The organism is Gilliamella sp. Nev5-1 (assembly GCF_001690895.1).
Classification (GTDB): Bacteria; Pseudomonadota; Gammaproteobacteria; order Enterobacterales; family Orbaceae; genus Gilliamella; species Gilliamella apicola_C.
On sequence record NZ_LZHO01000008.1, the window covers coordinates 15,753 to 42,119 of the forward strand.

Consider the following 26,367-nt stretch of genomic DNA (forward strand, 5'->3'; position numbering starts at 1 on the left):
GCTAATTATTTACTGGCGGATAAACATAACCGCTATCAAAACCAATTGGTAGGCCTAGGAACCAAAAAAGCAATAAGTTTATCGTTAATGCAATAAGTAGTGCAGCGGTATAAGGAATCATCATTGAACTTAATGTACCTACACCCGTATTTTTACAGTATTGCTGGCAATAGGCAATAATCAGCGGGTAAAAAGCAAACATAGGCGTACTAACATTAACCGCAGAACTAATGCGGTAAGCGGCTTGAGTTAATTCTGGCGAGATACCAACAGACATAAGCATAGGTACAAAAATCGGCGCTAAAATAGCCCACTTCGATGATGCCGAGGTAATTAACACATTTAACATACTTGTTAGAATGATCACACCAAATATGGTTACAACTGGAGGCAGGTGCAGTGCTTTTAATAAATCGGCGCCACCAACTGCAATTAATGTTCCAATTTGTGAGTGAGAAAAGACATATAGAAATTGAGCACAAAAGAAAGCAAAAACAATGAATGGAATAAGTGATTTAGTGATATTTTCCATTGATTTTACAATATCGCGTGATGATTTAAATGCACCAGTTATAAAACCATGTATTAAGCCTGGAATAGCAAAAAATACAAATAATAATGGCACAATAATTTGCATAATTGGAGCCTTATTGCTTGTCATGCTTCCATCAGATGCACGCAATAAAGAGTTTTCTGGTAACAATAATAAAATTAAGCCAATAGCAATAATTATAAAGACAATTGAAGCTACTTTGAAAGCACGATTTTCAACGGGTGTAATCGCTGGCGAGTTGGCAATGTTATCTAATTTTAGATCACTATTTAAAGGCATGGTTGCATTTAATCGAGGCTCGACGATTTTATCGGTAACAAACCAGCAAGCTAATAATACAAAAAAGGTACCGCCAAAACTTAAGAAATAGTTACAAAGTACATTGACTTGATAAGATGGATCAATAATTTGTGCTGCACTTTGAGTAAAGCCTTGCATGATTGGATCGATAATAGATGGTGTATAGCTTGAACTAAATCCACCAGCTAATCCAGCGAATGAAGCCGCAATCCCAGCTAGCGGGTGGCGACCAATTGCATAGAACATCATAGCCGATACTGGCATTAAAATCACATAAGCTGAGTCAGCAGCAATGTGGCAAACCATACTGACAAAAATCACTGATGGTGTGACTAAATTTTTCGGGGTAATAGCCAGTAATTTTTTGAGTAGCACATGGATATAACCACTGCTCTCAGCAATACCTATACCTAATGTCGCCACAATTGTAATTCCAAGCGGTGGAAAGCTGATAAAATTAGGTACCATCTTGGTAAAAAAAGTAACAAGATGCTCAGGCGCTAACATATTAACAACAACAAGCTTATCTTGCGTGACAGGATTAATATAGTTAAAACTCACAAAAGAAAGCAATAGCGAAGCAACAAAACAGATGACTAAAGCATAGAAAAAAAGAGTGGTTACATCGGGGATTTTGTTTCCAATTCGTTCAATAGTATTTAGAAAACCCCCCGTTCTTATTGGTGACGGATTTGTTGTCTGATTCATAATAAAATTAGTGTAAATATTGTTCGGATTGACAATCTAACACATGTTTATAGTGTAGGCAAATAACGTTGTTTTATACTGAAATTATCCTTTTCTGAATATTTTTTACATCACTATTTTTTACCTAATTGATGTGGTTGGTATTGTGTCAAAAGTGCATTCCAAAGATGAACAAAAGATTAATTTTATAAGAGATAATGTTAAATTTATACGCTAGCGGTTTACCTAATAAAAGGCAAAGTTTATTGAAAAAAGCATGGTGGTTTTAAGCGATAGTTTGTAGACTATGCATCATTATCCGTTTTAGGTTGTATACTTTGTATATAAATTAAATATGAATCTTTTAAAATCTTTAGCAACCGTAAGTTCCATGACAATGGTTTCCCGTGTATTAGGTTTTGTGCGCGATGCCATTATTGCGCGTTTTTTTGGCGCAGGCATGGCGACCGATGCTTTTTTTGTTGCCTTCAAATTGCCTAATTTGCTACGGCGTATTTTTGCTGAAGGCGCCTTTTCTCAAGCCTTTGTGCCCATTCTGGCTGAATATAAGAATCAACAAGGTATTGAGGCAACACGTACTTTTGTTGCTTATATAGCTGGGCTTTTAACCTTAGTATTAGCCTTTGTTACCTTAATTGGCGTTGTTACTGCACCTTTTATTATAATGTTAACGGCTCCCGGATTTATGCAAGAGTCAGCCGAAAAATTTGAACTTGCAACGACCATGTTGCGTATAACCTTTCCTTATATCTTTTTTATATCACTGGCTTCACTTGTTGGCGCGATACTCAATACATGGAATCGCTTCTCTGTTCCTGCTTTTGTTCCAACGCTATTGAATGTAAGTATGATTCTATTCACGCTATTTTTGACTCCTTATTTTAACCCTCCAGTATTAGCGCTTGCTGCATCGGTTGGTGTAGGCGGTATTTTGCAATTACTTTATCAGCTTCCCTATTTAAAAAAAATTGGTATGTTAGTGTTGCCACGTATTAGTTTTAAAGATAGTGGTGTTTGGCGAGTCTTGAAACAGATGGGACCCGCAATTTTAGGGGTGTCAGTAGGGCAAATATCTTTAATTATTAATACGATTTTTGCCTCATTTCTAGTTTCAGGATCGGTCTCATGGATGTATTATGCAGACCGCTTAATGGAATTTCCTGCTGGCGTGCTTGGTGTAGCATTAGGTACGATTTTATTACCCTCGTTAGCGAAAAGTTTTTCTAAAAGTGATCATAAGCAATATTCTGAGGTATTAGATTGGGGATTGCGACTTTGTTTTTTACTGGCTTTGCCAAGTACCGTGGCATTAGGCGTTATTTCTCGTCCCCTTATATCAACATTATTTGAGTATGGACAATTTACTCTAAATGATACCTTAATGACACAGCGAGCCTTAGTGGCTTATTCTATCGGTCTACTTGGATTGATTTTAATTAAAGTGTTAGCACCCGCATTTTATTCGCGTCAGGATATTAAAACTCCCGTCAAAATTGCAATTGTTACGTTAATTTTAACACAGCTAATGAATCTCGTTTTTATTGGGCCATTACAGCATGCAGGCCTTTCACTATCCATTGGTTTAGCCGCTTGCTTTAATGCTGGGTTATTGTATTGGCAACTGCGTAAAAAACAACTTTATCAACCCCAACCTGGTTGGTATTACTTTTTAATTAAAGTGATTATTGCCGTAATATTAATGTCCACAGTGTTATGGTCTGGCTCACAGCTATTACCTGATTGGTCAACAGGTTCAATGTGGGTTCGTATTGGGCGATTATTTGCATTGGTAATTGTTGGAATCGTTGTTTATTTTGCATCATTGATTGCTATGGGATTTAAGATCAAACACTTTATTAAACGAATTGATTAACAACAACCAATAATTAAAATTTTGTTAAAAATTTTAGGTAACAGGAACGTTTAAGTAAGAATTAATAAGGAAATAAGATGAATAAAGTCTCTTTTTTTACACTACCTATTATAGGTAGTATAGTTTATTTTTTATTGAGTTGTTTTTTTTCGATGTATTTCGCATTTGTGCAATACAATTACGAAACTTTTTGGGACGCATTTCGGTCACTAGATTTTGATACTTCAATTTATTTCTATCAAAATAAATTTGTAAATACATTATGGGTTTTTGGGGTGTTGTCGCTTGTTCTTCATTACGCTAATGTTCATATTGTTAATAAAATCAATGTAATACTGTTGAATTTTATGATGATGATATTTTCAATAATTGCTGCATTTATTCAACAAACTATAATTGTTTATTACTACGAGCTACCTATTTTCCCAATAATGATAATAGTTATCTCATCAGTTATTTTTTGCGCTTTGCTATACAGCTTATTAATTTACTATTTAACAAATTTCTTTGAAAAATACTTTATAAAAAGCAAACAGTCATTTGCAATTACAGAAACTAATAGCTCAAATATTCACTTCATTTTATTTTCAACGTTTATTGGTTTTATTTTGATTAAAGGGTATGAATTAATCACTAATGCTTTTGATTTAATGCTTAGTGACTTTCAAGAGTCTTTGTATATTGGTGGTATATTGCTTGGACTGTTTTTGTCTAAAAGCTGTTTTAAGCAACCCTTTAATAAAATTCAATCAGAAAAACTCATTAAAAGTATTTCTGTGTCTGCCATGATGATTTTTATTTGCGACATTCTTTATTTTACTTTCATGTACAAAATGCCGATAAGATATTATATTAACGCTGATGTATTGATACATGCAGGTTGTAGACTACTCCTATTGGTATTGCTTATTATGCTAATTTGTTTGATTATTAATAAAGTGACTAAGCATTATTTTTTAAAACAAAAATAATAGAGATCAAATAAAATCAATGGCTTTTCTGGCTGATTTTAAAAAATGATTTGTTTTGAGGGGGGCGGTCATTTTGAGCTTTGAGGATATAATAAGCGATTGATGATAACGCTTGCGCTGGGGAGGGTTATGCTGAATCACCCAGCCCGTGAAATGGTTGCCGAATGCGGCCTGCACTGTCCATCTCGTTTACTCGGTTTTACGCATCGGTACCGATTTATTCCTGACAAAATTATTCCCGATAAAATAGCCTTAGCCAAACATTCTTGTTTGACGTGCTAACCTTGCTTTGCCGATGGCACATTATGACGTCGAATAAGGTACGGCATTAACCACCGTTGTAGATAAAAAGTGGATGATTTTTATAAAAAAAGCAAAATAAAAACTTCAATAAAATCAATGTGTTTTCTGAATGTTTTTAGCGTAAAATGAAGATTATTGAGATTGTGTAGTTTCGAATGTGCTAACATTTGTTATATTTTTCGGGGTAATAGCCAGTAATTTTTTGAGTAGCACATGGATATAACCACTGCTCTCAGCAATACCTATGCCTAATGTCGCCACAATTGTAATTCCAAGCGGTGGAAAGCTGATAAAATTAGGTACTATCTTGGTAAAAAAAGTAACAAAATACTTCTAGTTTCAGGATCGGTCTCATGGATGTATTATGCAGACCGCTTAATGGAATTTCCTGCTGGCGTGCTTGGCGTAGCATTAGGTACGATTTTATTACCCTCGTTAGCGAAAAGTTTTTCTAAAGGTGATCATAAGCAATATTCTAAGGTATTAGATTGGGGGATTGCGACTTTGTTTTTTACTGGCTTTGCCAAGTACCGTGGCATTAGGCGTTATCTCTCGTCCTCTTATATCAACATTAATTGAGTATGGGCAATTTACCCTAAATGATACCTTAATGACACAGCGAGCCTTAGTGGCTTATTCTATCGGTCTACTTGGATTGATTTTAATTAAAGTGTTAGCACCCGCATTTTATTCGCGTCAGGATATTAAAACTCCCGTCAAAATTGCAATTGTTACGTTAATTTTAACACAGCTAATGAATCTTGTTTTTATTGGGCCATTACAGCATGCAGGCCTTTCACTATCCATTGGTTTAGCCGCTTGCTTTAATGCTGGATTATTGTATTGGCAACTGCGTAAAAAACAACTTTATCAACCCCAACCTGGTTGGTATCTCTTTTTAATTAAAGTCATTATTGCCGTAATATTAATGTCCACAGTGTTATGGTCTGGCTCACAGCTATTACCTGATTGGTCAACGGGTTCAATGTGGGTTCGTATAGGGCGATTATTTTTATTGGTAATTGTTGGCATCGTTGTTTATTTTGTGTCATTGATTGCTATGGGATTTAAGATTAAACACTTTATTAAACGAATTGATTAATAATAAACAACGGGTAAAGATAAATTTCATTTTTTCAAAAAAGTATCAAATAGTAAAAATCATTAATTATAAAACTAATGAGGAAATAAGATGAATAAAGTGTCTTTTTTACTCTCCCCATTATTGATGGTGTAGTGTAGTTTATTTTTATTGAGTTGTTTTTTTCGATGTATTTCGCATTGGTGCAATACCATTACCAAACTTTTTTAGACGTATTTCGGTTACTAGATTTTGGTATTTCCAATTTATTTCTATCAAAATAAATTTGTAGATACATTATGGGTTTTTGGCGTGTTGTTGCTTGTTCTTCATTACGCTAATGTTCATATGGTTAATAAAATATAATGCTATTGATTTACATAATGATGATATTTTCGATAATTGCTGTATTTCTTCAACAAAAAAGTAGCGTACTATTAATCAATAGGTTATGATTTAAGTGCTTTAAAGCAAAGGAATACTCATTAATTGAGTGATTTTTAAAAATTAAATAAAAACATAAAGTTAATTAATAGGATAATCGGAATGCGTTATCATGACTGGGCTATGGTCTGCCAAATCTACGCCCAAAATCTTTTTTATTTTCACTATAGTCAAAATCAAACTCATTTCTTATTTTTATCACCGAAGTTATCGAAATCATCACGCTTAATAAAGTTGTCGGATATATCGGTGTTTTTTTTGTGGAGGTTGCGTTTTTTACCTTTTTCATTTTTCTTCTTTAATCTATCTAATTTATTTAGGTTACCTAAATCACATAAATTATTTAAATTAACTAAGTTCTCGCTGTTCTTTGCGCCACTGCTTTTATTGTCATATACGCAGGGTTCTCAGGCATTAACGGCGCATACATCAAGGGAAATTGAGGGTAATGCGCCGTATTTAACGTTTGATGGTGGGCGAACTAAGGTGACTTCGACGGATAACCTATTAGCTATTGAGTTGCCAGATGGTAGAACCCTCAAGCCATCAACTAACACATCAAGTTCGAGAAATCCGATACAGCTAGTCAATGGAACTACTTTTAATGATATACACATGGTGGTGCCATTATCGGTAAATACAGTCAGTTTAAATGACTTAATTACTCAAGGTAATTGGGGAGATGACGATGGGGATGGTCAGGGTACTAATGGTGTTACTGCGATGGGGAGTGTATCGGTGAGTTTTACTGATGCGGATAATAATACTGTAAGTCGTAGTGATGCATTAGATATTTGTAAGGCGCCTTATAAGATGACATTAAGTAGTACAGGAGGGGATTTACAAACAAAGTACGGGTTACCTAATACAAGAAATTTTAGTAGCCAAACAGTAACGTATTATATTAATCCGTATAGTGGTCCTCGTATTTGTTTTGTCAGGCCGAGTACTCATTCTTCCACCTTCGAACCCTCTGGCATGGTTCCTGATAAGGGATTTTTAGTTCAGTCAACAAGTTCGTCATCTTATGGCCTTAATTTTCCAACAACGGGGGGGAATGGTTTGTATTTTGATTTACTCATAGCTGGGGTTGATGCGAGTCAGTTGACATGGTCTTCAGTCTCACGTGGAGGGATAACAGCTACGGTGAGTTGGAGACTGCCAAAACAAGGCGGCGAAGAAGATGCGTGGATTCATGATGAAGATAGATCCAGTTATGTAACGCGAGTAACTTTAACGGGGCCTAGGGCAAGTGATGCTCAAATGCAGTCAGATAATCCTAGCCCTTTAACCGTACCATCTTTGCCACAGACATTTGAGTTGGTGGGTAGAGATAGTAGTGGGAATGAGGTGAAGTATGGATTTGTGTTGAGGCAGTGGTTTGTCCATCGGGGTGATAAATGGGATTATTGGTCTAACCAAATATCTTGGTGTGGTCGTTTGGGTTATCGTGCGCCAAAGATCAAGGATTTAACTAACGCGAAGTGTGGTTCAGATAATCGATTTCCATGTTATGATGGCATAGATGGCGCCACGCCGTCGTCAAATACATGGTATAACACGCGTTATATAGGCGCAGGATTTTTCACGGAGTGGGACAGCTTAGAATTTTATTTTGATAGCATGAACTACGACGATATGAGCTTCAGAAGTGCAAGCTGGACAAGCGACGCTACAGATAGCGGTGTCCAGTTTAGTGTCTATGGCGGTGCTGTCCGCATCAAAGATGGGTCGCACCGCGAGTACATTTATTGCACCACACCTTAGCTTTTATTTCTTAGCCCTTAATCCTTAGGTCGTGGAGGGGGGAGATGGTGCAAACAGAGGGTAATTTATTAAAGAACAGCGCCCTAGCGTAGTTGGGGCGCTTTATTGGGAGTGCGGTTGTTGTGGTTTAAATTCGAAGTTTATTTTGTTCAACAAAGCTAATACGTCCGAAACCACTGCACCCATCAATTGTAATCACAAAAAAGTATTGATTTATTGAAGTTTTTTGATGAAACGGCTTATTAAAAACTTTAATAAAATCAATGACTTTTCTGACGGATTTTTATGCCCCCCATCCCCCTACATCGTTATAATAAATGAACATCAATTGCTATTTTGTTATTACCTAAGGAAGTTATTTGGGCTGTTCTGCGTTAAGAAATCACAGATTTCTTGCTGTGATTTGAGTGTTCTAATATTTTGTAGGACGTCTGCTGCTTGAGTATAGTGCTGTTTTAAGTAAGCAAGCCACTGTTTGATGCGTGCAGAATGATAAAGCGGTTTAACGTCATCAATGGAGGATGTCGCATAGTGGATTAAAATTTCCATCACTTGTTGCCAACTGAATGCTGATTGTTCAGTCCGAATCATATTGGCCAAGTTAGGAATCGTTAAAATACCACGGCCTAGCATAATATCGTTAGTTTGGCTTTGGTTTATGCAATTTTTTGCATCCTCAATAGCAAAAATTTCACCATTGGCAATAACAGGAATATTTAGCTGTTGCTTGACTTGACCTATTGTTTGCCAATCTATTTTTTCGGCTTTATAACCATCTTCTTTGGTTCTGCCATGAATAGCAATTTCATTGGCACCGGCAAGCTCAATGGCGCTGGCGATGTCGTGGCAATGTGATTTATTATCCCATCCTAAGCGAATTTTGACTGATAATTTATTTGTTGCCCCTATTGCTTGCCTTACTTGGCTGACAATATTAAATATCTGTTCGGGATATTGTAATAAATAAGCGCCTCCGTGACTGCCAACGACCGTTTTGGCTGGGCAACCAAAATTGATATCAATACCATAAGAGCCTAATTCAATGGCTTTAACGGCATTTTCCGCCATCCACTCTGGCGACTGGCCAAGAATTTGTACCCGAACTGGCGTGCCAGATTTAGTTTTTCCGTTATGGTAAAGCTCAGGACACAGGCGATAAAAAGTCCGATTAGATAATTTATGATGGGTTACTCTAATAAATTCAGTCACACAATAATCAAATTGGTTAATTTCAGTTAAAAGTTGCCTGACTTGATAATCAAGTACACCCTCCATGGGCGCTAAAATAATTCGGTTAATTTTCATTGCGAAACCTGATTAGTATGACTATTTCCACAAATGCGACAGTTAAATTGTTTGGTAAATTTAACTTGGTTAAATTCCATTGTCATTGTATCAATCATTAATACACGACCAATTAATGGTTTTCCATATTGGGTTAGCACTTTGATGGCTTCTAAGGCTTGCATGGTGCCAAACATGCCAACAAGTGGCGCCATGACACCCGCTTCAACACATGTGAGTTGATCTTGACCAAATAAGTGGCTCAAACAGTGATAACAAGGTTCATCAGGTTGATAAGTAAATACGCTTAATAACCCCTCCATACGGATAGCCGCTCCAGAAACTAGCGGTTTTTTTACATGAAAACAACAACGGTTAATTTGCTCTCGTGTCACTAAGTTATCAGTGCAGTCGATGACAATATTATGCTGTTTGATAAGCGAAATGAGCTTGTCATCGTCAAGTTGCTGATGCACTGTTTCAATTAACGTATTGGCATTGATATTGGTTAAGGCCTCTTTTGCCACCTCGACTTTGTATTGATTGATAGCGCTTTCAGTATATAAGATTTGTCGATTTAAGTTGGATTTTGATATGGTGTCAAAATCAATTAATGTTAATTTACCTAAACCTGATGCAGCCAAATAGAGCGATGCCGCACAGCCGAGTCCACCTAAACCGATGATCAGTGCTGAACTGTTTTTTAATATTTGTTGTTTATCAATATCAAAACCACGCAATGTGATTTGTCTATCATAACGAAACAATTCTTGATCAGTCAGTTCTTGCATAGTGGGTGTTTATTGTGGTTAATGATGAAGAAGCATTATAACAGAAACTTGGCACAATAATGTGCCAAGCCATTAAGATTATTTGTCAAAGCCAGATAGGAATGTTAAATATTCTTCTTTGGTCATGAGTGGTTTATATTCTGACATCAGTGTTTGTGCTGGTTTTGCGTCGTCATAAAGTAAATCGATAATTGTACAGGCCATCATTTGTGCGGGACGGATGTAAGCCATATCTTCATCAAATACGGTATAATCTTTACCGTGTAAAACACCTCGAACCGAACCAATCCATGGGTGACTAACAGGCATAATGTGGGATAGATCGCCAGTATCCGTGCTTCCTGTCATATGAGGGGCAATAGAAACATTTTCTTCACCAATTAATGCTTCAGCATTATGTTTTAAAAGCTCGTTAAGCGTTGGATTATTATTTAATGGTAGATAGCCAGGCAAGTCCTTAATTTCACAGGTTGCCCCAACCGCCATAGCGCCTGCTTTTAGTGCTTGATTAATTCGCTCATTGGCATCAATCATGGCGGGCACATTGCCTGCTCGTACATAGCTTTCCATTCTGACATCGCTTGGAACCACATTAACTAAATCACCGCCTTGGGTAATAATTGGGTGAAATCGAATATAATCTTTTTCTTGAAATGTTTCGCGTATGGCATGTACGCCCATCATTCCCATCATAGCTGCATTTAAGGCATTTACTCCGGCATGTGGCGCTGCTGCTGCGTGCGACGCTTCGCCTTTATATTTAATCAGTTTACCGATAAAACCATTGCTTGTTGTTGATATTTCAATAAAACCATCTTGGCGGTCATTGGGTACGCTAGTTAAGTGTATTTGTAATGCCATATCGATATCATCAAATTCACCGCGCGAGATTAGCTCTGGTTTACCGCCAATATATTTGATTTTACCTTCCTCAATAAGGCGATTACGATATGTGATTTCAACATATTCTTCAGCTGGAACCGCAAAAGGTACCACATCCCCTGCTAAAAATTGCATGGCACCAGAATCTATTAGCCCCATGGTCACAGCCATCATATTGGCAATTTGAGCATTATGACCACAGCAGTGTGCCGCGCCAGATGTTTCATCAGCAGCAGGATGATCAGCGCAAATAATGGCATCAAGCTCCCCTATAACAGCAATGCTATACTTACTGCCTTTGCCCCCTTTTAAGCGGCCTTTTACACCTGTTATTGCTAATTTATTTTTAAATGGTACGCCCAGTTTTTCAAAGCTTTCTTCAACTTTTTTGGCCGTTTTGTGTTCTTTGTAACCAAGTTCAGGCTCTGCCCAAATTGATTCGGCGACCGCCTTAATATCGGCCTTACGATTTGCAATAGCAATACAAACCTTCTTTTTAAGTTCTTCTTTTGTCATAAATTAAATCCTAATCCAAATTAGATAACACCTTCCCAATGTAAGGTGATTTGCGCAATGATTGCTGCAAAAATAAAGGTACCTGAAAACACCGCCAAAGAAACCGGAATGATTCGCCACGAGATATTTTTAAATAATGCTAAATCTTTGCCAATAGCAAGCCCTGCATAAGCAAGTACTGGGGTACAAACAGCCAATAAAGAAACCTTGTCAGTAATTGAAACAATCTGCTCATGAAAAGGGAAAATAGGTGATGAAGCGGCTGCTGCAACGACCGATACCCATAATATGACAGGAAGTTTGTTGCATAAAGGAATCTTGCTAATAATATATCCAACAATTGATATGGCAACTAAAATTGATAATGCTTCTATTGACTGCATAAAGTCAATTTTATAACCAACAGTATTACCAGCTGCCATAATAATGGCAACTAAGATCAATAAAAAAATTGTTTCTAAAAACTTCATTATAGTGCTCCTTCTTTATGACGATTACGACGTAAACGGCTAAAAGTGTTATATAAGAAAGAAGCAAAAGGTAATGAAAATAATGTATAAATATAAATACCAACAATGCTAGACATTAAGTTCGCTGTCGTGGCATAGGCTTTAATATCTTCACTTATTTCTGGATAAAGATCACTTATTGGTGCCAGTGACGCAGCCATCATACTACCACTTCCAACGCCTGCGCCCATAGCTAAGGCATAAGGGTGGAGAATATCTAATTTTGCTATCACACTGGCTAGTATACTCATCCATATAGCACCATAAAGTGTGCCACAAATATACATCGCCATAACACCTCGACCTTCGGCAGAGTCCAATCCGTATTTATCGGCAACAATTGCGATATTGGGTTCACGAGCAACAGAGTAGGTTGCTCCAACTGCTTCGCGTTTCATACCTAGCATCATTGCTAGTGGTAAACCAAGTAAAATGGTGCCAGCAAAATGACCTAACTCTTGAAAGATTAATGCCGATTTTGCATCTTCTAGAATCATTTCTATTTTTGGTCCCACAGAAAGCCCCAGTTTGGCGATAAGTAGCATTAACGTTACCATCATGATGGCACTAGCATGATTCATATTTTTTAGATTTAATATTTTAAATTTTGGTAGGCTGATTATGCCGCCAATAATCATGGCATATAACATGGGGTATAATGTGATAATCCAAATAGATTGTTTGCCAATAAACTCACAGAATAAAACGACTATCATTGCGAGTAAATGCACTTTGTAGTCTTTTAATATTTCCATTCCTGCTCCTTTTTTATTTTTATCTATTTTATACTAGGGTCGCCCCTAAGGTATTTTGAAAGTGCTTTAAAGCCCATTGATGACCGATAGGATCAAAGCTTGCAACTGCATTTTTATGAATAACTATTTTATAACCTAAGTTATAAGCATCGACCGCCGTGTGTAAAATGCAAATATCAGTACAAACACCAATTAAATGAATTTCAGTTATATGTCTCTCGCGTAAGCGGAGATCGAGATCTGTGCCACAAAATGCTGAGTAGTGGCGTTTGTTGATCCAGTAAATATTGGTTGAGTTTTGATGTTTTTGATAGATTTGATGTAAATTACCAAATAATTGTTGTCCAACTGTTCCGACAAGATTATGAGGTGGGAAGAGTGAATTTTCAGGATGATATGTATCTGAAGGTTCATGGGAATCAATAGCAAAAACGATAAACTGATTATTTTTAATAAATGATTCAGTTATATTTAATATTTCGGGCTCAATTTGTTGACCGGCAGAGCCAGTAGTTAAGGCGCCATCGTTAGCAATGAAGTCATTGGTGTAGTCAATTGAAATTAAAGCTTTCATATCAAGTTAATAATATCTAAATCATACTAAAGCTTAGTAATAAATATTTGATATGACAAGTTTTAAATGAATCATTTTCCAATTTCATCAAGAAAAAAGGAATTTAATTTTGTTATCCTATTGAATTTAAAATAATTTGTAAAATTACTTATAAAGTAAAATTATTATCATCAACCGAGTATAAATAAATTAAATAGTGATTATTTTAAAACATAGGCTTTATCCCCTGATAAATTGCTCTATAATAATTGTTATTTTTGACAATTGCACACAGGATATATTTAATGAGAACAATTTATTGCGGACAACTAAACGCAAGTTATATTAATCAAGACGTCACATTATGTGGATGGGTCAATAAACGCCGTGATTTAGGTGGAATGATTTTTATTGATATGCGTGATCGTGAAGGAATTGTGCAAGTTTTTTTTGATCCTGATTATCAACAAGCATATCAATTAGCAGGTGAGTTACGTAATGAATTTTGTATCCAAATTAAAGGCAAGGTAAGAGCAAGGCCAGAAGGGCAAGTTAATAAAGATATGGCGACAGGTGAGGTTGAAATTTTAGCCACCGAGCTGACTATATTTAACCGTAGTGATGTTTTACCGCTTGATTTCAATCAAAACAACAGCGAAGAACAACGTTTAAAATATCGTTACATTGATTTGCGTCGCCCTGAAATGGCAACGATCTTTAAAACTCGAGCAAAAATTACCGCTTTTGTTCGCTCATTTATGAATGAACATGGCTTTTTAGATATCGAAACACCGATGTTGACTAAAGCAACACCTGAAGGCGCTCGTGATTATTTGGTGCCAAGCAGAATTCATAAAGGTGAGTTTTACGCACTACCGCAATCACCACAACTATTTAAGCAATTATTAATGATGTCAGGATTTGATCGATATTATCAAATTGTAAAATGTTTTCGTGATGAAGACTTACGTGCCGATCGCCAACCTGAATTTACCCAAATTGACGTTGAAACATCGTTTATGACAGCCGAACAAGTGCGTGATGTTATGGAACAGATGATCCGTGAACTTTGGTTGCATGTAAAAAATGTGGATTTAGGAAAGTTCCCTATTATGACTTTTGCTGAAGCGATGCGTCGTTATGGTAGTGATAAACCCGATTTACGTAATCCCCTTGAAATTATTGATGTGGCTGATTTGGTTAAAGATGTCGATTTTAAAGTGTTTTCAACACCAGCTAATGATCCTAAAGGGCGTGTAGCTTTACTTTGTGTACCAAATGGTGCGCAATTAACACGTAAACAACTTGATGAATATACACAATTCATTTCGGTTTATGGTGCTAAAGGTATGGCATGGATTAAGGTTAATGAACGTAGTAAGGGGTTAGATGGTGTACAAAGCCCTGTGGCAAAATTCTTTAATGAATCGCAAATGGAAGCATTACTTAATCGTGCCAATGCTAAAGATGGTGATATTTTATTATTTGGTGCTGATAGCTATAAAGTGGTGAGCGATGCACTAGGGGCATTACGTTTGAAAGTCGGTAAAGATTTAGCGTTAACCGATGAAAATAAATGGGCTGTACTTTGGGTGGTTGATTTCCCGATGTTTGAAGAAACCGATGAAGGGTTAAGTGCGATGCATCATCCATTTACGTCACCAAAAGATTATTCGCCAGAAGATCTTATTAAAAATCCTGAGAATGCGGTTGCTAATGCCTATGATATGGTCATTAATGGTTATGAAGTTGGAGGGGGATCTGTCCGTATTCACCGTAGTGAAATGCAACAGGCCGTTTTTTCAATTTTAGGTATTAACGAACATGATCAACGTGAGAAATTTGGGTTTTTACTTGATGCATTGAAATACGGTACGCCACCACATGCAGGATTAGCCTTCGGTTTAGATAGGTTAAGTATGTTATTAGCCGGAACGGATAATATTCGCGATGTGATAGCATTTCCTAAAACAACTGCGGCAACTTGTTTACTTACCGATGCGCCAAGCCCGGCAAATGCAGCAGCTTTGACTGAACTGGGTATTGAAGTAAGTAAAAAATAGTTATATTTGATGCAAAAATTTAAAAATCCTGAATCTGTTCTGGTAGTCATTTTTTGCCAGACAACAAAACGTTGCCTTATGTTACAACGCCAAGATGATCCCCATTTTTGGCAATCAGTAACAGGTAGTATGGAGGCTCATGAATCGCCACAAGAAACAGCAATTCGTGAAGTTTTAGAAGAAACAGGTATTGATATTCTTGGTCAAAATCTTGAGTTAATTGATGTAGAGCATATCGTTGAATTTGAAATTTTTCCACAATTCAGGCATCGATATGCGCCAGATGTTACGGTAAATAAAGAACATTGGTTTTATCTTCCTCTTATTGACGAGATAACGCCAATACTTACCGAACATTTAGCTTACCAATGGCTTAAGATTGATGATGCTGCCAATCTTACTTTGTCTCCCAATAATAGTGAAGCTATCGGTAACATTCATCGTTTGATTGAATCTAATTAAGGGGGTAGGAAATGAAATCGTATTTATATGCTATTGTGTTATCCTTTTTATACTTTTTTGTATCAACTAGCCATGCAGATATAGACATAAAAAAATGTCAACCTAATCAAAACGGTCATGTTATTTTTAATGATGATGATGATAAAATCGCTAAAAAAATCATTGATGATAAATTTGAACAATATCTCCTTTACCAAGTTGATCAGAATCAATTTATTGATATCGATGAAAAACAATTTGACGCTTTATCATCTAAAATTATTGAATGTAATCAAGATAAACAAACGCCTATATATAGGAAGGTTTTGCCGTAGTTAGGCTATATAGTTAGGTTATGTAGTTAGACTGATAAATAAGTGAGCATTAAGGATTAAAAATATTCTGGGTTTAGTTAACTCAAGGTTAGTTAGTAATAGAGAGCCATAATAAATGAATTTTTCAAATTTTCGGGATTTTTTAGATTATCTTGAGCAACACGGTGAGTTAAAGCGGATTTCGTTCCCTGTTAACCCTTATCTTGAAATGACCGAAATTGCTGATCGCGTTTTACGTAGTGAAGGCCCAACTTTATTATTCGAAAACCCAATTGGTTATGATATGCCTGTTTTATGTAATTTGTTTGGCACAGCTAAACGTGTTGCGATGGGAATGGGGCGCAAAGATACTTCAGCTTTGCGTGAAATTGGTGAGCTATTGGCATTTTTGCGTGAGCCCGATCCACCAAAAGGGATACGGCAATTTTTTAATGTCTTGCCTAAATATAAACAAGTACTAAATATGCCTGTTAAACGTCGTTCATCGGCGCCATGCCAAGAGATGGTTTTTAAAGATGATGATGTGGATTTGACCCGTTTACCTATTATGCATTGTTGGCCTGATGATGTGGCACCATTGCTGTCTTGGGGATTAACTATTACCAAAGGCCCTTATAAAGAACGGCAAAATGTGGGAATTTACCGTTTGCAATTATTAGGTAAAAATAAACTAATTATGCGCTGGCTTTCACACCGTGGCGGTGCACTTGATTTTGCTGAGTGGCAACAAGCGCATCCTAACGAGAGATTCCCTATTAGTGTCGCTATTGGCGCTGATCCCGCAACTATTTTAGGTGCAGTGACACCAGTGCCAGACACATTACCCGAATATGCTTTTTCAGGATTATTGCGCGGTAGTCGAACAGAGGTCGTCAAATCGTTATCAAGTGATTTAGACGTTCCTGCCAGTGCCGAGATAATTCTTGAAGGTTATATTGATCCTAATGAGCTAGCATCAGAAGGACCCTATGGCGATCACACGGGTTATTATAATGAGGTGGAACAATTTGCTGTCTTTACTGTGACGCATTTAACTCACCGTAAAGACGCCATTTATCATTCAACTTATACAGGCAGGCCACCAGATGAGCCGGCGATAATGGGACTGGCGTTAAATGAAGTCTTTATTCCAATTTTACAAAAACAGTTTCCTGAAATTGTTGATTTTTATCTACCGCCTGAAGGATGTTCATATCGTATTGCGATTGTGACAATTAAAAAACAATATCCTGGCCATGCTAAAAGAATCATGATGGGAGTGTGGTCTTATCTGCGACAATTTATGTACACTAAATTTGTTATTGTCTGTGATGATGACATTAATGCCCGAGACTGGAAAGATGTGATGTGGGCGATTTCTACTCGCATGGATCCACAGCGTGATACGACTTTTATCGATAATACACCGATCGATTACTTAGACTTTGCTTCACCAGTTTCTGGATTAGGCTCTAAAATGGGATTGGATGCTACTAATAAATGGTCTGGTGAAACAAATCGAGAGTGGGGCAAAATCATTAAAAAAGATCCTAAAGTTATTGCTCGAATTGACGAAATCTGGAATGAACTTGGTTTATAGTATTATCGTTATCACATTTTTTATTATGGTAAAGTTAAAAAACCCATTAGGTGTGATACAGAAGAATAGAATTGTAAAAGACAAAATGCGCATTAAAGAATTTATTCCTATAAATGAATAAACGGTATATTGATATAAAAATAATGCGCTAAATAAGTTTCTTTTTAAAAATGGCAATAATATTGATATCGTTGTTCAATCCTAATCAAATTTTTTGTTATCGACCTTATGTGGCATGATGATTCAACTTTATTGATTAATAATGTTTTATTTTAAAAATAGTATAAATAAAATAACCCAAATAAGTCTTAAACAAAAACTATTCCTTTTAGATGCATTTATGTATAATTATAGGTAATCTCATAAAAATTAGAAAAAATGAAAAAAATCAAGATATTATTTGTATTGTTATTATCCATTTCTTATAGTGTACAGGCCACCAGTTATAAGGCACAGCCAGATGATACTCAATTAAAGCTTAAAGAATCAGATTTATTGCTTCCCGCTTTGCGTTTATCTGCAGAAAAAGGTAATGCAGAAGCACAATATTCGTTAGGAAGTGTTTATAAACAAGGCTTGGGCGTTGAAGTTAGTGATGTTCGTGCTTTTTTCTGGTATAAAAAAGCAGCAGAACAGGGGCTAGCTAAAGCACAAAATAATCTAGCATTAATGTATCAAAGTGGCTTGGGTACCAATCGCGATTTCAACGAAGCCGTTAAATATTTCAAATTAGCGGCAGATCAAAATTATGCATTGGCTAAATACAATTTAGCTTTAATGTATCAACAAGGTGAAGGTGTTGAAAAAAACACATTGACCGCAATTGATTATTTTACACAAGCAGGTGATAGCGGGATTTATGACGCTTATTTAAATCTTGGAATTATGTATTTTTTTGGTGATGGCATAAAAGAAGATCGTATGATTGCGGCTGATTGGTTTAGTAAAGCAGCTAAAGAAAATATGCCAGAAGCGCAATATTATTTAGGACTAATGTCAGAAAAAGGAGATGGTTTAACCCAAGATTATATGGCTGCTAGTTATTTTTATACACAAGCAGCAGAACGGGGGCACGTACTTGCTATGTATAATTTAGCTATTATGTACGCAACAGGTACCGGAGCTAAACCTGATAATACGCAAGCAGCATATTGGTTTACTAAAGCTGCCGAAGCTGGCAATGTTGATGCTCAGTATAATATTGGTGTAATGTATGATGTAGGTGGTGGTGTTTCTAAAGACGATAAGAAAGCCGTTGAGTGGTATCTAAAAGCTGCAGAGCAAGGCAGTGTTGATGCACAATATAATTTAGGCATTAAATATCTAGAAGGTAAAGGCACAGATCAAGATAACGATCGTGCCATTTATTGGTTTACTAAAGCTAGCGAACAAGGAGACCAAGACGCTAAAACCTATTTAGAACACTTATTACCTAAAAAATAAAAGTGCTGTATTTTTGCTTTATCCAGAATTTCGCATACCAGCTGCAATGCCAGAAATGGTGATCATGAGTCCTTGCTCTACTATAATATTGTCATCGCCGCAGTGTTTCCGTGAACGGCTTAATAACTCTACTTGTAATAAGTTTAATGGCTCAATATAGGTATTACGCAAGGCTACAGATTGTGCGATCCAAGGCAAATCAGCCATTAAACTAACATCATCGGTGATCGTTAGCACAGTATTGATATCTTGGGTTAACAAATTCCTTAATTCTTCGCCTAGTGGCCATAAAGCAGGATCGACCAAACGTTGCTCATAATATTCGTGGATATCAGGCGCCGATTTGGCGTAAACCATTTCAAGCATGCCTAATCGAGCATTAAAAAAAGGCCACTTGTGATACATTTCTTTAAGAAGCTCTTTTTTTCCCTCCTCGATGACAGATCTCAGTGCGTTACCGGCTCCAAGCCAAGATGGTAGCATTAATCGGTTTTGTGTCCAGGCAAAAATCCATGGAATAGCACGTAAGCTTTCAATCCCCCCTCCCGTTCGACGTTTTTGTGGTCTGGAGCCTAGTGGTAATCTGCCTAATTCAACCTCTGGCGTTACCGCTCTAAAATAATCAACAAAATCAGCTCGTTCGCGTACATAACTGCGATAGCAATTGCAGGAAAGTTCCGACATTTCATCCATAAGATGGCGCCATGCTTGTTTTGGTGCTGGTGGGGGCAATAAATTGGCTTGTAAAATCGCTGAGGTATAAAGCATTAGGCTACTGAGAGCAACTTCTGGTAAACCAAGTTTAAAACGAATCATTTCACCTTGTTCGGTAACTCTAAGCCCACTTTTTAACGATCCAGGTGGTTGAGAAAGTAGAGCTGCATGAGCAGGTGCACCACCACGACCAATTGAGCCACCTCGACCATGGAATAATACTAAATTAATATTATATTTTTCAAATAAGCTAACTAGCTCTTCTTGCGATCGATACTGTGCCCAAGATGCGGCAAGTGTACCTGCATCTTTAGCCGAATCAGAATAACCTATCATCACCATTTGCTTACCTTGGATTTTGTCACGATACCAAGGTATATCCAGCAGCTTTTGCATAACCGATTTAGCGTTATTTAAGTCTTCTAATGTTTCAAATAATGGCGCAACAGGGATATACTTTTGGCAATCAACGATTTTCAATAATAAGTAAACAGCTAAAATATCTGAAGGCGCCTTAGCCATTGATATTACGTAAGAAGCAATTGATTCTTCGCCTGCTTTTTTGATAACTCGACAAGTATCTAATACTTCTTGAACTGTTTCATCTGGTTGCCAGTTATAAGGTAGTAATGGTCGGTTAGATTGCAACTCAGTTAATAAAAATACTTGTTTTTCTTCCTCTGACCATTTTGCATAGCTACCTAAATTCAGTTCTTGGGTCAACGCATCAAGTGCCTGAATATGTACGGAACTATCTTGGCGAATATCTAATCTAACCAATTGTAAACCAAAACTTTTTATCCGCCGTAAAGTATCAAGTAATGGACCATGGGCAATTGTTGACATGCCATTATCAATTAATGATTCATAACAGGTATAAAGTGGTGTCCATAACTGTTCGTTTTTAATTAAAATATCTCTTGGTGGTAGTACTTGTTCACTATTCAGTAAAGCTTCAATATAATTGTGAGTTTTTATTAAACGAGTGCGTAACTGTTTCATTACAGCTCGATAGGGCTCGGAAACGGTTTTGTTCTTTTCATCTAATAGATTGATAACAGATTGGTTACATTCTGTCATTGAAAGTTCACGGACAAGTATTTGAATATCAGATAAAAATAATTCAATTGACTTTAATCTAGCTTGTAACATTACTTTTTCTGTCACTTTTGCTGTCACATTTGGATTTCCGTCACGATCACCTCCCATCCATGAAGTAAATTTTATGGGAACATGTTCAACGGAGAGTTGTTCATCAAAAGTATCAACCAACTGGTCATTAAGTTCACGTAAGAATAAAGGCACGCCTTGCCATAAACTATCTTCAATGACAGAAAATCCCCATTTAGCTTCATCGATTGGGCTTGGGCGTTTTTTTCGGATTTCATCGGTATACCAAGCTTGGCAAACTAACTGTTTCAAGCGTCGCATAATCCGTTCTATCTCATAATCAGCTAAATCATCATGATCAAGCTGAGATAAACAGCTATTAATTGCGGTATAGGTGTTTATCATGGTTCTACGATTGATTTCAGTTGGATGAGCGGTTAATACTAATTCAATTGATAAATCATTAATTGCTTTGGTAATGGTTTCATTTGAAAAATTAAGTTTTTTTAGAGTACTAAATAATTCAGTCATTTTTTTAGGGCTACTAGAAGCTTCCCCATGCGGTGAAATACCATAATACTCAGCAGCAGTGTTAACTAAGTTCAAAAATTGGTTAAATGCGCGTGCAACATGCAATAGATCATCATCATTCAGATTTTCAATTAATTTGAGTAGCTCATTATGTGCTTGAACGTTTCCTTGTTGAGCTGATTTTGATAATTGTCTTATTTTTTCGACTAAATCGAATGTTTCATTGCCTGTGGCACGTTTAATCGCATTGCCTAGTAAAGTACCCAGCATATTGACATTACTTCGCATTGAGGAGTATTGGTTATTCATGATTTTCTCGTTTTTGATTTTATTATGCCTAAGATCCTTTAAAATGCATGAAAAAAATGGCAGTTTAATGACATCGGTATAATTGTTGGTTAACTTGCTTAAGATATATACTTTATAACAATGTTGCTTTGAATTTAAATAATAAAATTTTATGGTTTTAATTGTTTTTAATTGTTTTAATTATATTTACTTCAAAATATTAATAAGTAAAAATATTTCTTTAATTTTGAAATGTTCGTCTAAATAGTATTTAGCTGGTTTATTTTTCAGTGAACACAGTGTTGCAAACTGTATATTAATATCATTTGGGTATATACTAACAGTATTATGAATATGTATTGGATAATTAGATGATCGCTATTTTTTATATCGCGTCGATTATTGCTGTTATTGCTAGTATAAAAGTGATTAGTAGCTTGCGAGTTGATAAGGCAATTTTGTACCTTATTATTTCGCTGTTTGCTTCAGCGTCGATATTTATTCTACTTAATACCTATTTTTCTGCTGTTATATATATATTATTGTTTATTGGTGGAACAACGGCTCTTTTTTATGTTGTCGCTTCAATTTTGGCAATTCGTGTTGATAATATAGAAACAAAAAAACAAGGCATTAGCCCAAAAATTTGGTTAGGGCCATTAATTTTAGCTTTTATTTTGTTAGTCGCGCTTATTTATGGTGTAGTAACGGTCAACTATTCGGAGCTGAAAGAGTCTCATGAATTAATGCATGAAATGTCTGTATATGCATACATTTTAATGGCTGAATTAGCTATATTTTTATTATTAGGTGCAGCTGTGATTGCTTATCATTTTATGCATCGGCTGTTGTCGGAGAAATAATATGATCCCACTTATGCATTGTCTTATCTTTGCTTCTATTTTATTTGTGATCGGCTTATTAGGGGTAATGATTCGACGCAATCTCTATTTTCTGTTGCTTAGCCTGATGATTATGAATAATGGTGCAATCGTTGCGTTGTTTTCGGCAAGTAGTTATTGGCAACAATCTGATGGACAAGTACTTGCAATACTCGCGGTAATAACAGCCCTAGCAGAGATTTGTGTTGGGCTAGCATTAATGATGAAACTATTCTACCGCCGAAAAACCTTAAATATTGACTCACTGAGTGAGATGAAAGGATGAATCTACTTTATTTAACTATCATTGTTCCCTTGCTTTCTTTTTTTGGATTGATTTGCCTAGGGAGGCATATACGCTCAATTAATGTAATAATTATAGGCGTCAGTACTATGCTCATCGTTGCATTAATTACGGTATTTTCATGTATTGATTTTTATTCAAATACAGTGCCCGACATGACGCTAATCTATACTAGGCTATTATGGAATTGGATTTCTGTTGGTGATTTCGTTATACCTTTATCTTTGACACTAGATGGTTTATCACTAACTTTTTTAGTGCTAATCTCATTTTTTGGTTTCTTGATCTATTTTTTTGCAGCTTGTTATTTGACGTTAAGAAAGGATATTTATACTTTTTATGCTTACAGTAACTTATTAATTGCTAGCATGTTAACTATTATATTAGTTGATAATTTATTTGTTATGCTAATTGGTTGGGAAGGTGTGAGCATAAGTACTTACTTACTTATTGGTATTTACTATCAACAAGCGCGTAATGGCTATGCTGCAGTGAAAGCATTTATCGTTATGCATTTAACGGATATATTTTTAATCATTGGTATATTTTTACTTTATCAGACTTTAAACACATTAAATATTCATGATGTTTTGGTGCAAGCACATGATAATTTAGCGGTTGATTCAGACATTATATTCTGGATAACTTTAATGTTATTCCTTGGAGCAATGAGTAAATCTGCACTGTTTCCCATGCATTCATGGTTTGCCGAAACAACATTAGCGCCAATGCCCGCGGTAGCTTTGTTACAATCATCAACAGTTATTTTAGCTGGGGTATATTTAGTTTTAAGATTAAGTAATTTGTTTATGATGTCGAGCGATGTTTTAGCTATTATATCGATGATTTCATCATTAACGATATTATTTGCTAGTACTATTGCATTAGTGCAGTACGATATTAAACGAATTATCACGTATATCAATTTAGCGCAAATTAGTTACCTTTTTTATGCTTTTTCAACACAAAGTTGGAATTTGTCTTTGAATTGCTTAATTAATTACTCCGTAACAAGCACATTGTTAATTTTAGCCTCATCTATTGTAATTAAAAAATGCCAAGGTGAGCGTGATATAAGCAAATTAGGCGGTTTAATTAAATCTTTTCCAACGCTGTATATTGTATTTTTGTTAATTATGCTTTCACTCAGTGCTATTCCTTGGATTTCGGCATCATTTTATATCAAAGGAGATATCATTTGGGGAGTAATGGCGCAGGGTAGATTAATATCTGGAACGATTGGTCTGATAGGTATTTTATTTTCTAGCTTAGGCATTTGGCGTTTAATTTCAATGGTATTTTATCATAAACAAAAATGGTATGATTTTACAAAAATAAAATGGGTAAGCTATAGCCCAATTTTTATCTTATTGGTATTTACTACCGCTTTATTTATTCATTTTCCGTTACCGATTCATGGCATTATTCCATTAGGCAAGTTAGATACTAATGGGCAATTGCCTTTTCAACTACTATTAGCCGCAGTGACAGGTTTGAGCTTTCTTATTGCCTACATTTTATATGTGCGCCCTAATAGCGAAGTGCGAGAAGTACTTAATACACCAATGATTAAATTATTTTTACGTTTGTGTAATAGTGATTGGCGTTATGATTATTTATTAAATTGCTTATTTGTTAAACCTTATATCTATCTAGCTAAATTATTAAAAAAAGATCCTATTGCTTTATGGGATAATTGGATAATGTTGGGCATAAAAAAAATAAACGCATTTATCGTTGATCTAGAAAATGGGCAAATTAGATGGTATATGGTTTCGATGGTTATAGGCAGTATTATTATATTAATGTTACTGATTTTCATTTAATAAAGGTGTAATCATTCATGTTGTTATGGCTTGTTTTTTTACCTGTAATAGGCGGATTTGTTGGTTGGTTATGCCATGCATGTTTACAAAGGGGGGTAGTTTCCATCAACGTACAAAAGCGTTGGTCAAAATTACCCATAATTGTAGCATTTACCACAATTTGTATTACATTATCGATAGCGATCGTATTATGGATAGATGCCGCTGAAACACTAAAGCAAGGCGCAAACTGGGGAAAGGAAATTAATCTAGAGTGGATCCCATTACTAGGCATCCGTTTTCACCTTGTTTTAGATGGCTTATCAATGGTTGTTATTACCTCAACATTATTTATTGTATTATTGACTATTGTTTATTCTAGTAAAGAAAATTTAAACAATCTTGGTTTATTTTACCTGTGCCTATTATTTATGACATCAACCATTATGATGTTGTTTGTCGCCACTGACTTATTTTTAATGTTCTTTCTGTGGGAAGCTGTGGCAATACCGGTCTATTTTTTGATCTCCTTATGGGGGCGCCGAGATTCGAGCTCGCAATTACGCTTTAATGGGGCAAGCAAATTTTTGATTTATACCCAATTAAGCAGTTTGCTGATGCTAATTTCAATCGTTTCATTGGCACTAATTAACTGGAACTTAACAGGTCATTGGACATTTGATTCTCAGGAATTAATAAAAACACCAATATCAAGCCATACTGAATTTTTACTGATGTTAGGCTTTTTAGCTGCTTTGATAGTACGCATTCCTTTTGTTCCCTTTCATGGTTGGCTTGTTGAAGCCCATATTGAATCTTCAACAACTGGCTCAATGATGATTAGTGGATTATTACTCAATACAGCAGCATTTGGTTTATTACGTTTTGTTATACCACTATTTCCTAATGCTTCAATCATGATTATGCCATTGATGTTAGCTTGTGCACTGGCTACCGTTGTTTATGCAGCATTGCTTGCATTCAACCAAACCGATATTAAAAAACTTGTTGCTTATATTCATATCGCTTTAATGGGATTTGTTACTGCAATAATCTATAGCGGTTCTATTATTGCTTATCAAGGTGTAGTTATCCAGATGATAGCCATCAATTTGGCAATCGTTGGTATGTTTATAATTAGTGGGTTATTGGTTGAAAGTTATTCCACTCGGAATATAAACCAGTTCACTGGGTTAAAAGGACGAGTGCCTTATCTATCTTCGTTAACTTTATATTTTATATTAGCTGTGTTAGGTATTCCAGGTACAGCTAATTTTGTTGGTAATTATATGATGTTACTTGGTAGTTATAACACATTTTCTTTTTATACCATTTTGCTAGTAATTGGCTTATTATTATTGTCTATTTCATTTATCGTGCGTATGCAGCCAATATTCTATGGCGCCGCAGATAAAGAGGCTTCCACAAAACATCTACTTAGTAAAAAAGATATTTTGTTATTATCAAGCATCTTAATTGTCCTTATTTTTATTGGTTTGTATCCACAACTGATTTTAGATATGTCTTATTCTATCATGAATCAAACACAACAATACATAACCACAGAACGAGTGGGAGAGTAA

At 35.8% G+C, this 26,367-nt stretch carries 21 protein-coding genes and 2 pseudogenes; 14 read left to right on the plus strand and 9 right to left on the minus strand.

Annotated features, from left to right (window positions below; genetic code table 11):
- Position 1: 1 nt before the first annotated feature.
- Complete coding sequence (locus tag A9G41_RS01300; RefSeq protein WP_065582825.1) at positions 2-1,561, minus strand: AbgT family transporter; 1,560 nt, start codon at positions 1,559-1,561, stop codon at positions 2-4.
- A gap of 334 nt (positions 1,562-1,895) precedes the next feature.
- On the opposite strand from A9G41_RS01300, the gene murJ (A9G41_RS01305) reads away from it, so the two are divergent.
- The 3 genes from murJ (A9G41_RS01305) (at position 1,896) to A9G41_RS14145 (ending at position 4,687) form a co-directional block, all read left to right on the plus strand.
- Positions 1,896-3,434 carry a murein biosynthesis integral membrane protein MurJ gene (gene murJ / locus A9G41_RS01305; protein WP_065582826.1) on the plus strand — a complete coding sequence of 513 codons (1,539 nt, stop codon included), beginning with the start codon at positions 1,896-1,898 and terminating at the stop codon, positions 3,432-3,434.
- Between the two features lie 77 nt (positions 3,435-3,511).
- The gene (locus A9G41_RS01310) at positions 3,512-4,405 is read left to right on the plus strand and encodes a hypothetical protein (protein ID WP_065582827.1); all 894 of its coding nucleotides are present in this window, start codon (positions 3,512-3,514) and stop codon (positions 4,403-4,405) included.
- A gap of 129 nt (positions 4,406-4,534) precedes the next feature.
- Complete coding sequence (locus A9G41_RS14145; protein WP_176700478.1) at positions 4,535-4,687, plus strand: hypothetical protein; 153 nt, start codon at positions 4,535-4,537, stop codon at positions 4,685-4,687.
- 192 nt (positions 4,688-4,879) lie between these two features.
- Here the strand turns inward: A9G41_RS14145 and A9G41_RS14875 are convergent.
- Positions 4,880-5,032, minus strand: a pseudogene (locus A9G41_RS14875) (AbgT family transporter); the annotation flags it as partial.
- Positions 5,033-5,041: 9 nt separating this feature from the next.
- On the opposite strand from A9G41_RS14875, the pseudogene murJ (A9G41_RS01320) reads away from it, so the two are divergent.
- Together murJ (A9G41_RS01320) and A9G41_RS01325 are read left to right on the plus strand one after the other, a co-directional pair.
- Positions 5,042-5,810, plus strand: a pseudogene (gene murJ, locus A9G41_RS01320) (murein biosynthesis integral membrane protein MurJ); the annotation flags it as partial.
- Positions 5,811-6,335: 525 nt separating this feature from the next.
- Positions 6,336-8,000 (plus strand): hypothetical protein, encoded by a 1,665-nt coding sequence (locus A9G41_RS01325; protein WP_075539214.1) that lies wholly within the window; start codon positions 6,336-6,338, stop codon positions 7,998-8,000.
- A gap of 342 nt (positions 8,001-8,342) precedes the next feature.
- Here the strand turns inward: A9G41_RS01325 and dusC are convergent, their stop codons facing one another.
- From dusC to A9G41_RS01355, 6 genes are all read right to left on the minus strand, one after another.
- Entirely contained in the window at positions 8,343-9,305 is a 963-nt protein-coding gene (dusC, locus tag A9G41_RS01330; protein WP_065582831.1) for a tRNA dihydrouridine(16) synthase DusC, read from the minus strand.
- On the minus strand, positions 9,302-10,075 hold the full coding sequence (locus A9G41_RS01335; protein ID WP_065582832.1) for a molybdopterin-synthase adenylyltransferase MoeB: 774 nt from the start codon (positions 10,073-10,075) through the stop codon (positions 9,302-9,304). The genes dusC and A9G41_RS01335 overlap by 4 nt, the downstream gene beginning before the upstream one ends.
- A gap of 78 nt (positions 10,076-10,153) precedes the next feature.
- Positions 10,154-11,473, minus strand: a complete 1,320-nt coding sequence (locus tag A9G41_RS01340) for an amidohydrolase (RefSeq protein WP_065582833.1) — start codon at positions 11,471-11,473, stop codon at positions 10,154-10,156.
- A gap of 20 nt (positions 11,474-11,493) precedes the next feature.
- Positions 11,494-11,943: a hypothetical protein gene (locus A9G41_RS01345; RefSeq protein ID WP_065582834.1), complete on the minus strand. Its 450-nt coding sequence runs from the start codon at positions 11,941-11,943 to the stop codon at positions 11,494-11,496.
- Entirely contained in the window at positions 11,943-12,737 is a 795-nt protein-coding gene (locus tag A9G41_RS01350) for a DUF3100 domain-containing protein (protein ID WP_075539215.1), read from the minus strand. The genes A9G41_RS01345 and A9G41_RS01350 overlap by 1 nt, the downstream gene beginning before the upstream one ends.
- A 28-nt stretch (positions 12,738-12,765) precedes the next feature.
- Positions 12,766-13,311 (minus strand): cysteine hydrolase family protein, encoded by a 546-nt coding sequence (locus A9G41_RS01355; protein WP_075539216.1) that lies wholly within the window; start codon positions 13,309-13,311, stop codon positions 12,766-12,768.
- A gap of 284 nt (positions 13,312-13,595) precedes the next feature.
- Between A9G41_RS01355 and aspS the strand changes: the two genes are divergently transcribed.
- The 5 genes from aspS (at position 13,596) to A9G41_RS01380 (ending at position 19,151) form a co-directional block, all read left to right on the plus strand.
- On the plus strand, positions 13,596-15,353 hold the full coding sequence (gene aspS, locus A9G41_RS01360; RefSeq protein ID WP_065582837.1) for an aspartate--tRNA ligase: 1,758 nt from the start codon (positions 13,596-13,598) through the stop codon (positions 15,351-15,353).
- A 9-nt stretch (positions 15,354-15,362) separates the two neighbouring features.
- On the plus strand, positions 15,363-15,815 hold the full coding sequence (gene nudB, locus A9G41_RS01365) for a dihydroneopterin triphosphate diphosphatase (protein ID WP_065580139.1): 453 nt from the start codon (positions 15,363-15,365) through the stop codon (positions 15,813-15,815).
- Between the two features lie 11 nt (positions 15,816-15,826).
- On the plus strand, positions 15,827-16,129 hold the full coding sequence (locus A9G41_RS01370; RefSeq protein WP_065582838.1) for a hypothetical protein: 303 nt from the start codon (positions 15,827-15,829) through the stop codon (positions 16,127-16,129).
- 115 nt (positions 16,130-16,244) lie between these two features.
- Positions 16,245-17,708, plus strand: coding sequence for a 4-hydroxy-3-polyprenylbenzoate decarboxylase (gene ubiD / locus A9G41_RS01375; RefSeq protein ID WP_065582839.1), 1,464 nt, complete (start codon positions 16,245-16,247; stop codon positions 17,706-17,708).
- A gap of 378 nt (positions 17,709-18,086) precedes the next feature.
- The gene (locus A9G41_RS01380) at positions 18,087-19,151 is read left to right on the plus strand and encodes an SEL1-like repeat protein (RefSeq protein ID WP_065582840.1); all 1,065 of its coding nucleotides are present in this window, start codon (positions 18,087-18,089) and stop codon (positions 19,149-19,151) included.
- An 18-nt stretch (positions 19,152-19,169) separates the two neighbouring features.
- On the opposite strand, the gene ppc is transcribed toward A9G41_RS01380, so the two are convergent.
- Complete coding sequence (ppc, locus tag A9G41_RS01385; RefSeq protein ID WP_075539217.1) at positions 19,170-21,815, minus strand: phosphoenolpyruvate carboxylase; 2,646 nt, start codon at positions 21,813-21,815, stop codon at positions 19,170-19,172.
- A gap of 350 nt (positions 21,816-22,165) precedes the next feature.
- Here ppc and A9G41_RS01390 point away from each other — a divergent pair, with 350 nt between their 5' ends.
- The 4 genes from A9G41_RS01390 to A9G41_RS01405 all read left to right on the plus strand — a co-directional run bounded on the left by A9G41_RS01390 (position 22,166) and on the right by A9G41_RS01405 (position 26,367).
- On the plus strand, positions 22,166-22,657 hold the full coding sequence (locus A9G41_RS01390; protein ID WP_065582842.1) for an NADH-quinone oxidoreductase subunit J: 492 nt from the start codon (positions 22,166-22,168) through the stop codon (positions 22,655-22,657).
- 1 nt (position 22,658) lies between these two features.
- Entirely contained in the window at positions 22,659-22,961 is a 303-nt protein-coding gene (gene nuoK, locus A9G41_RS01395) for an NADH-quinone oxidoreductase subunit NuoK (RefSeq protein WP_065580136.1), read from the plus strand.
- A 107-nt stretch (positions 22,962-23,068) separates the two neighbouring features.
- Positions 23,069-24,805, plus strand: a complete 1,737-nt coding sequence (locus A9G41_RS01400) for an NADH-quinone oxidoreductase subunit 5 family protein (RefSeq protein ID WP_065582843.1) — start codon at positions 23,069-23,071, stop codon at positions 24,803-24,805.
- A 17-nt stretch (positions 24,806-24,822) separates the two neighbouring features.
- Positions 24,823-26,367: a complex I subunit 4 family protein gene (locus A9G41_RS01405; RefSeq protein WP_065582844.1), complete on the plus strand. Its 1,545-nt coding sequence runs from the start codon at positions 24,823-24,825 to the stop codon at positions 26,365-26,367.

What these genes read in the sequence shown, in the direction of transcription:
- A9G41_RS01340 (WP_065582833.1), bottom strand. Translation starts at nt 11,473, where the DNA reads ATGACAAAAGAAGAACTTAAAAAGAAGGTTTGTATTGCTATTGCAAAT.
- A9G41_RS01350 (WP_075539215.1), bottom strand. Translation starts at nt 12,737, where the DNA reads ATGGAAATATTAAAAGACTACAAAGTGCATTTACTCGCAATGATAGTC.
- A9G41_RS01370 (WP_065582838.1), top strand. Translation starts at nt 15,827, where the DNA reads ATGAAATCGTATTTATATGCTATTGTGTTATCCTTTTTATACTTTTTT.
- A9G41_RS01390 (WP_065582842.1), top strand. Translation starts at nt 22,166, where the DNA reads ATGATCGCTATTTTTTATATCGCGTCGATTATTGCTGTTATTGCTAGT.
- A9G41_RS01345 (WP_065582834.1), bottom strand. Translation starts at nt 11,943, where the DNA reads ATGAAGTTTTTAGAAACAATTTTTTTATTGATCTTAGTTGCCATTATT.
- ppc (WP_075539217.1), bottom strand. Translation starts at nt 21,815, where the DNA reads ATGAATAACCAATACTCCTCAATGCGAAGTAATGTCAATATGCTGGGT.
- A9G41_RS01335 (WP_065582832.1), bottom strand. Translation starts at nt 10,075, where the DNA reads ATGCAAGAACTGACTGATCAAGAATTGTTTCGTTATGATAGACAAATC.
- nudB (WP_065580139.1), top strand. Translation starts at nt 15,363, where the DNA reads ATGCAAAAATTTAAAAATCCTGAATCTGTTCTGGTAGTCATTTTTTGC.
- A9G41_RS01325 (WP_075539214.1), top strand. Translation starts at nt 6,336, where the DNA reads ATGCGTTATCATGACTGGGCTATGGTCTGCCAAATCTACGCCCAAAAT.
- A9G41_RS01380 (WP_065582840.1), top strand. Translation starts at nt 18,087, where the DNA reads ATGAAAAAAATCAAGATATTATTTGTATTGTTATTATCCATTTCTTAT.
- nuoK (WP_065580136.1), top strand. Translation starts at nt 22,659, where the DNA reads ATGATCCCACTTATGCATTGTCTTATCTTTGCTTCTATTTTATTTGTG.
- A9G41_RS01405 (WP_065582844.1), top strand. Translation starts at nt 24,823, where the DNA reads ATGTTGTTATGGCTTGTTTTTTTACCTGTAATAGGCGGATTTGTTGGT.
- A9G41_RS01310 (WP_065582827.1), top strand. Translation starts at nt 3,512, where the DNA reads ATGAATAAAGTCTCTTTTTTTACACTACCTATTATAGGTAGTATAGTT.
- murJ (WP_065582826.1), top strand. Translation starts at nt 1,896, where the DNA reads ATGAATCTTTTAAAATCTTTAGCAACCGTAAGTTCCATGACAATGGTT.
- aspS (WP_065582837.1), top strand. Translation starts at nt 13,596, where the DNA reads ATGAGAACAATTTATTGCGGACAACTAAACGCAAGTTATATTAATCAA.
- A9G41_RS01400 (WP_065582843.1), top strand. Translation starts at nt 23,069, where the DNA reads ATGCTCATCGTTGCATTAATTACGGTATTTTCATGTATTGATTTTTAT.
- A9G41_RS01355 (WP_075539216.1), bottom strand. Translation starts at nt 13,311, where the DNA reads ATGAAAGCTTTAATTTCAATTGACTACACCAATGACTTCATTGCTAAC.
- ubiD (WP_065582839.1), top strand. Translation starts at nt 16,245, where the DNA reads ATGAATTTTTCAAATTTTCGGGATTTTTTAGATTATCTTGAGCAACAC.
- A9G41_RS14145 (WP_176700478.1), top strand. Translation starts at nt 4,535, where the DNA reads ATGCTGAATCACCCAGCCCGTGAAATGGTTGCCGAATGCGGCCTGCAC.
- A9G41_RS01300 (WP_065582825.1), bottom strand. Translation starts at nt 1,561, where the DNA reads ATGAATCAGACAACAAATCCGTCACCAATAAGAACGGGGGGTTTTCTA.
- dusC (WP_065582831.1), bottom strand. Translation starts at nt 9,305, where the DNA reads ATGAAAATTAACCGAATTATTTTAGCGCCCATGGAGGGTGTACTTGAT.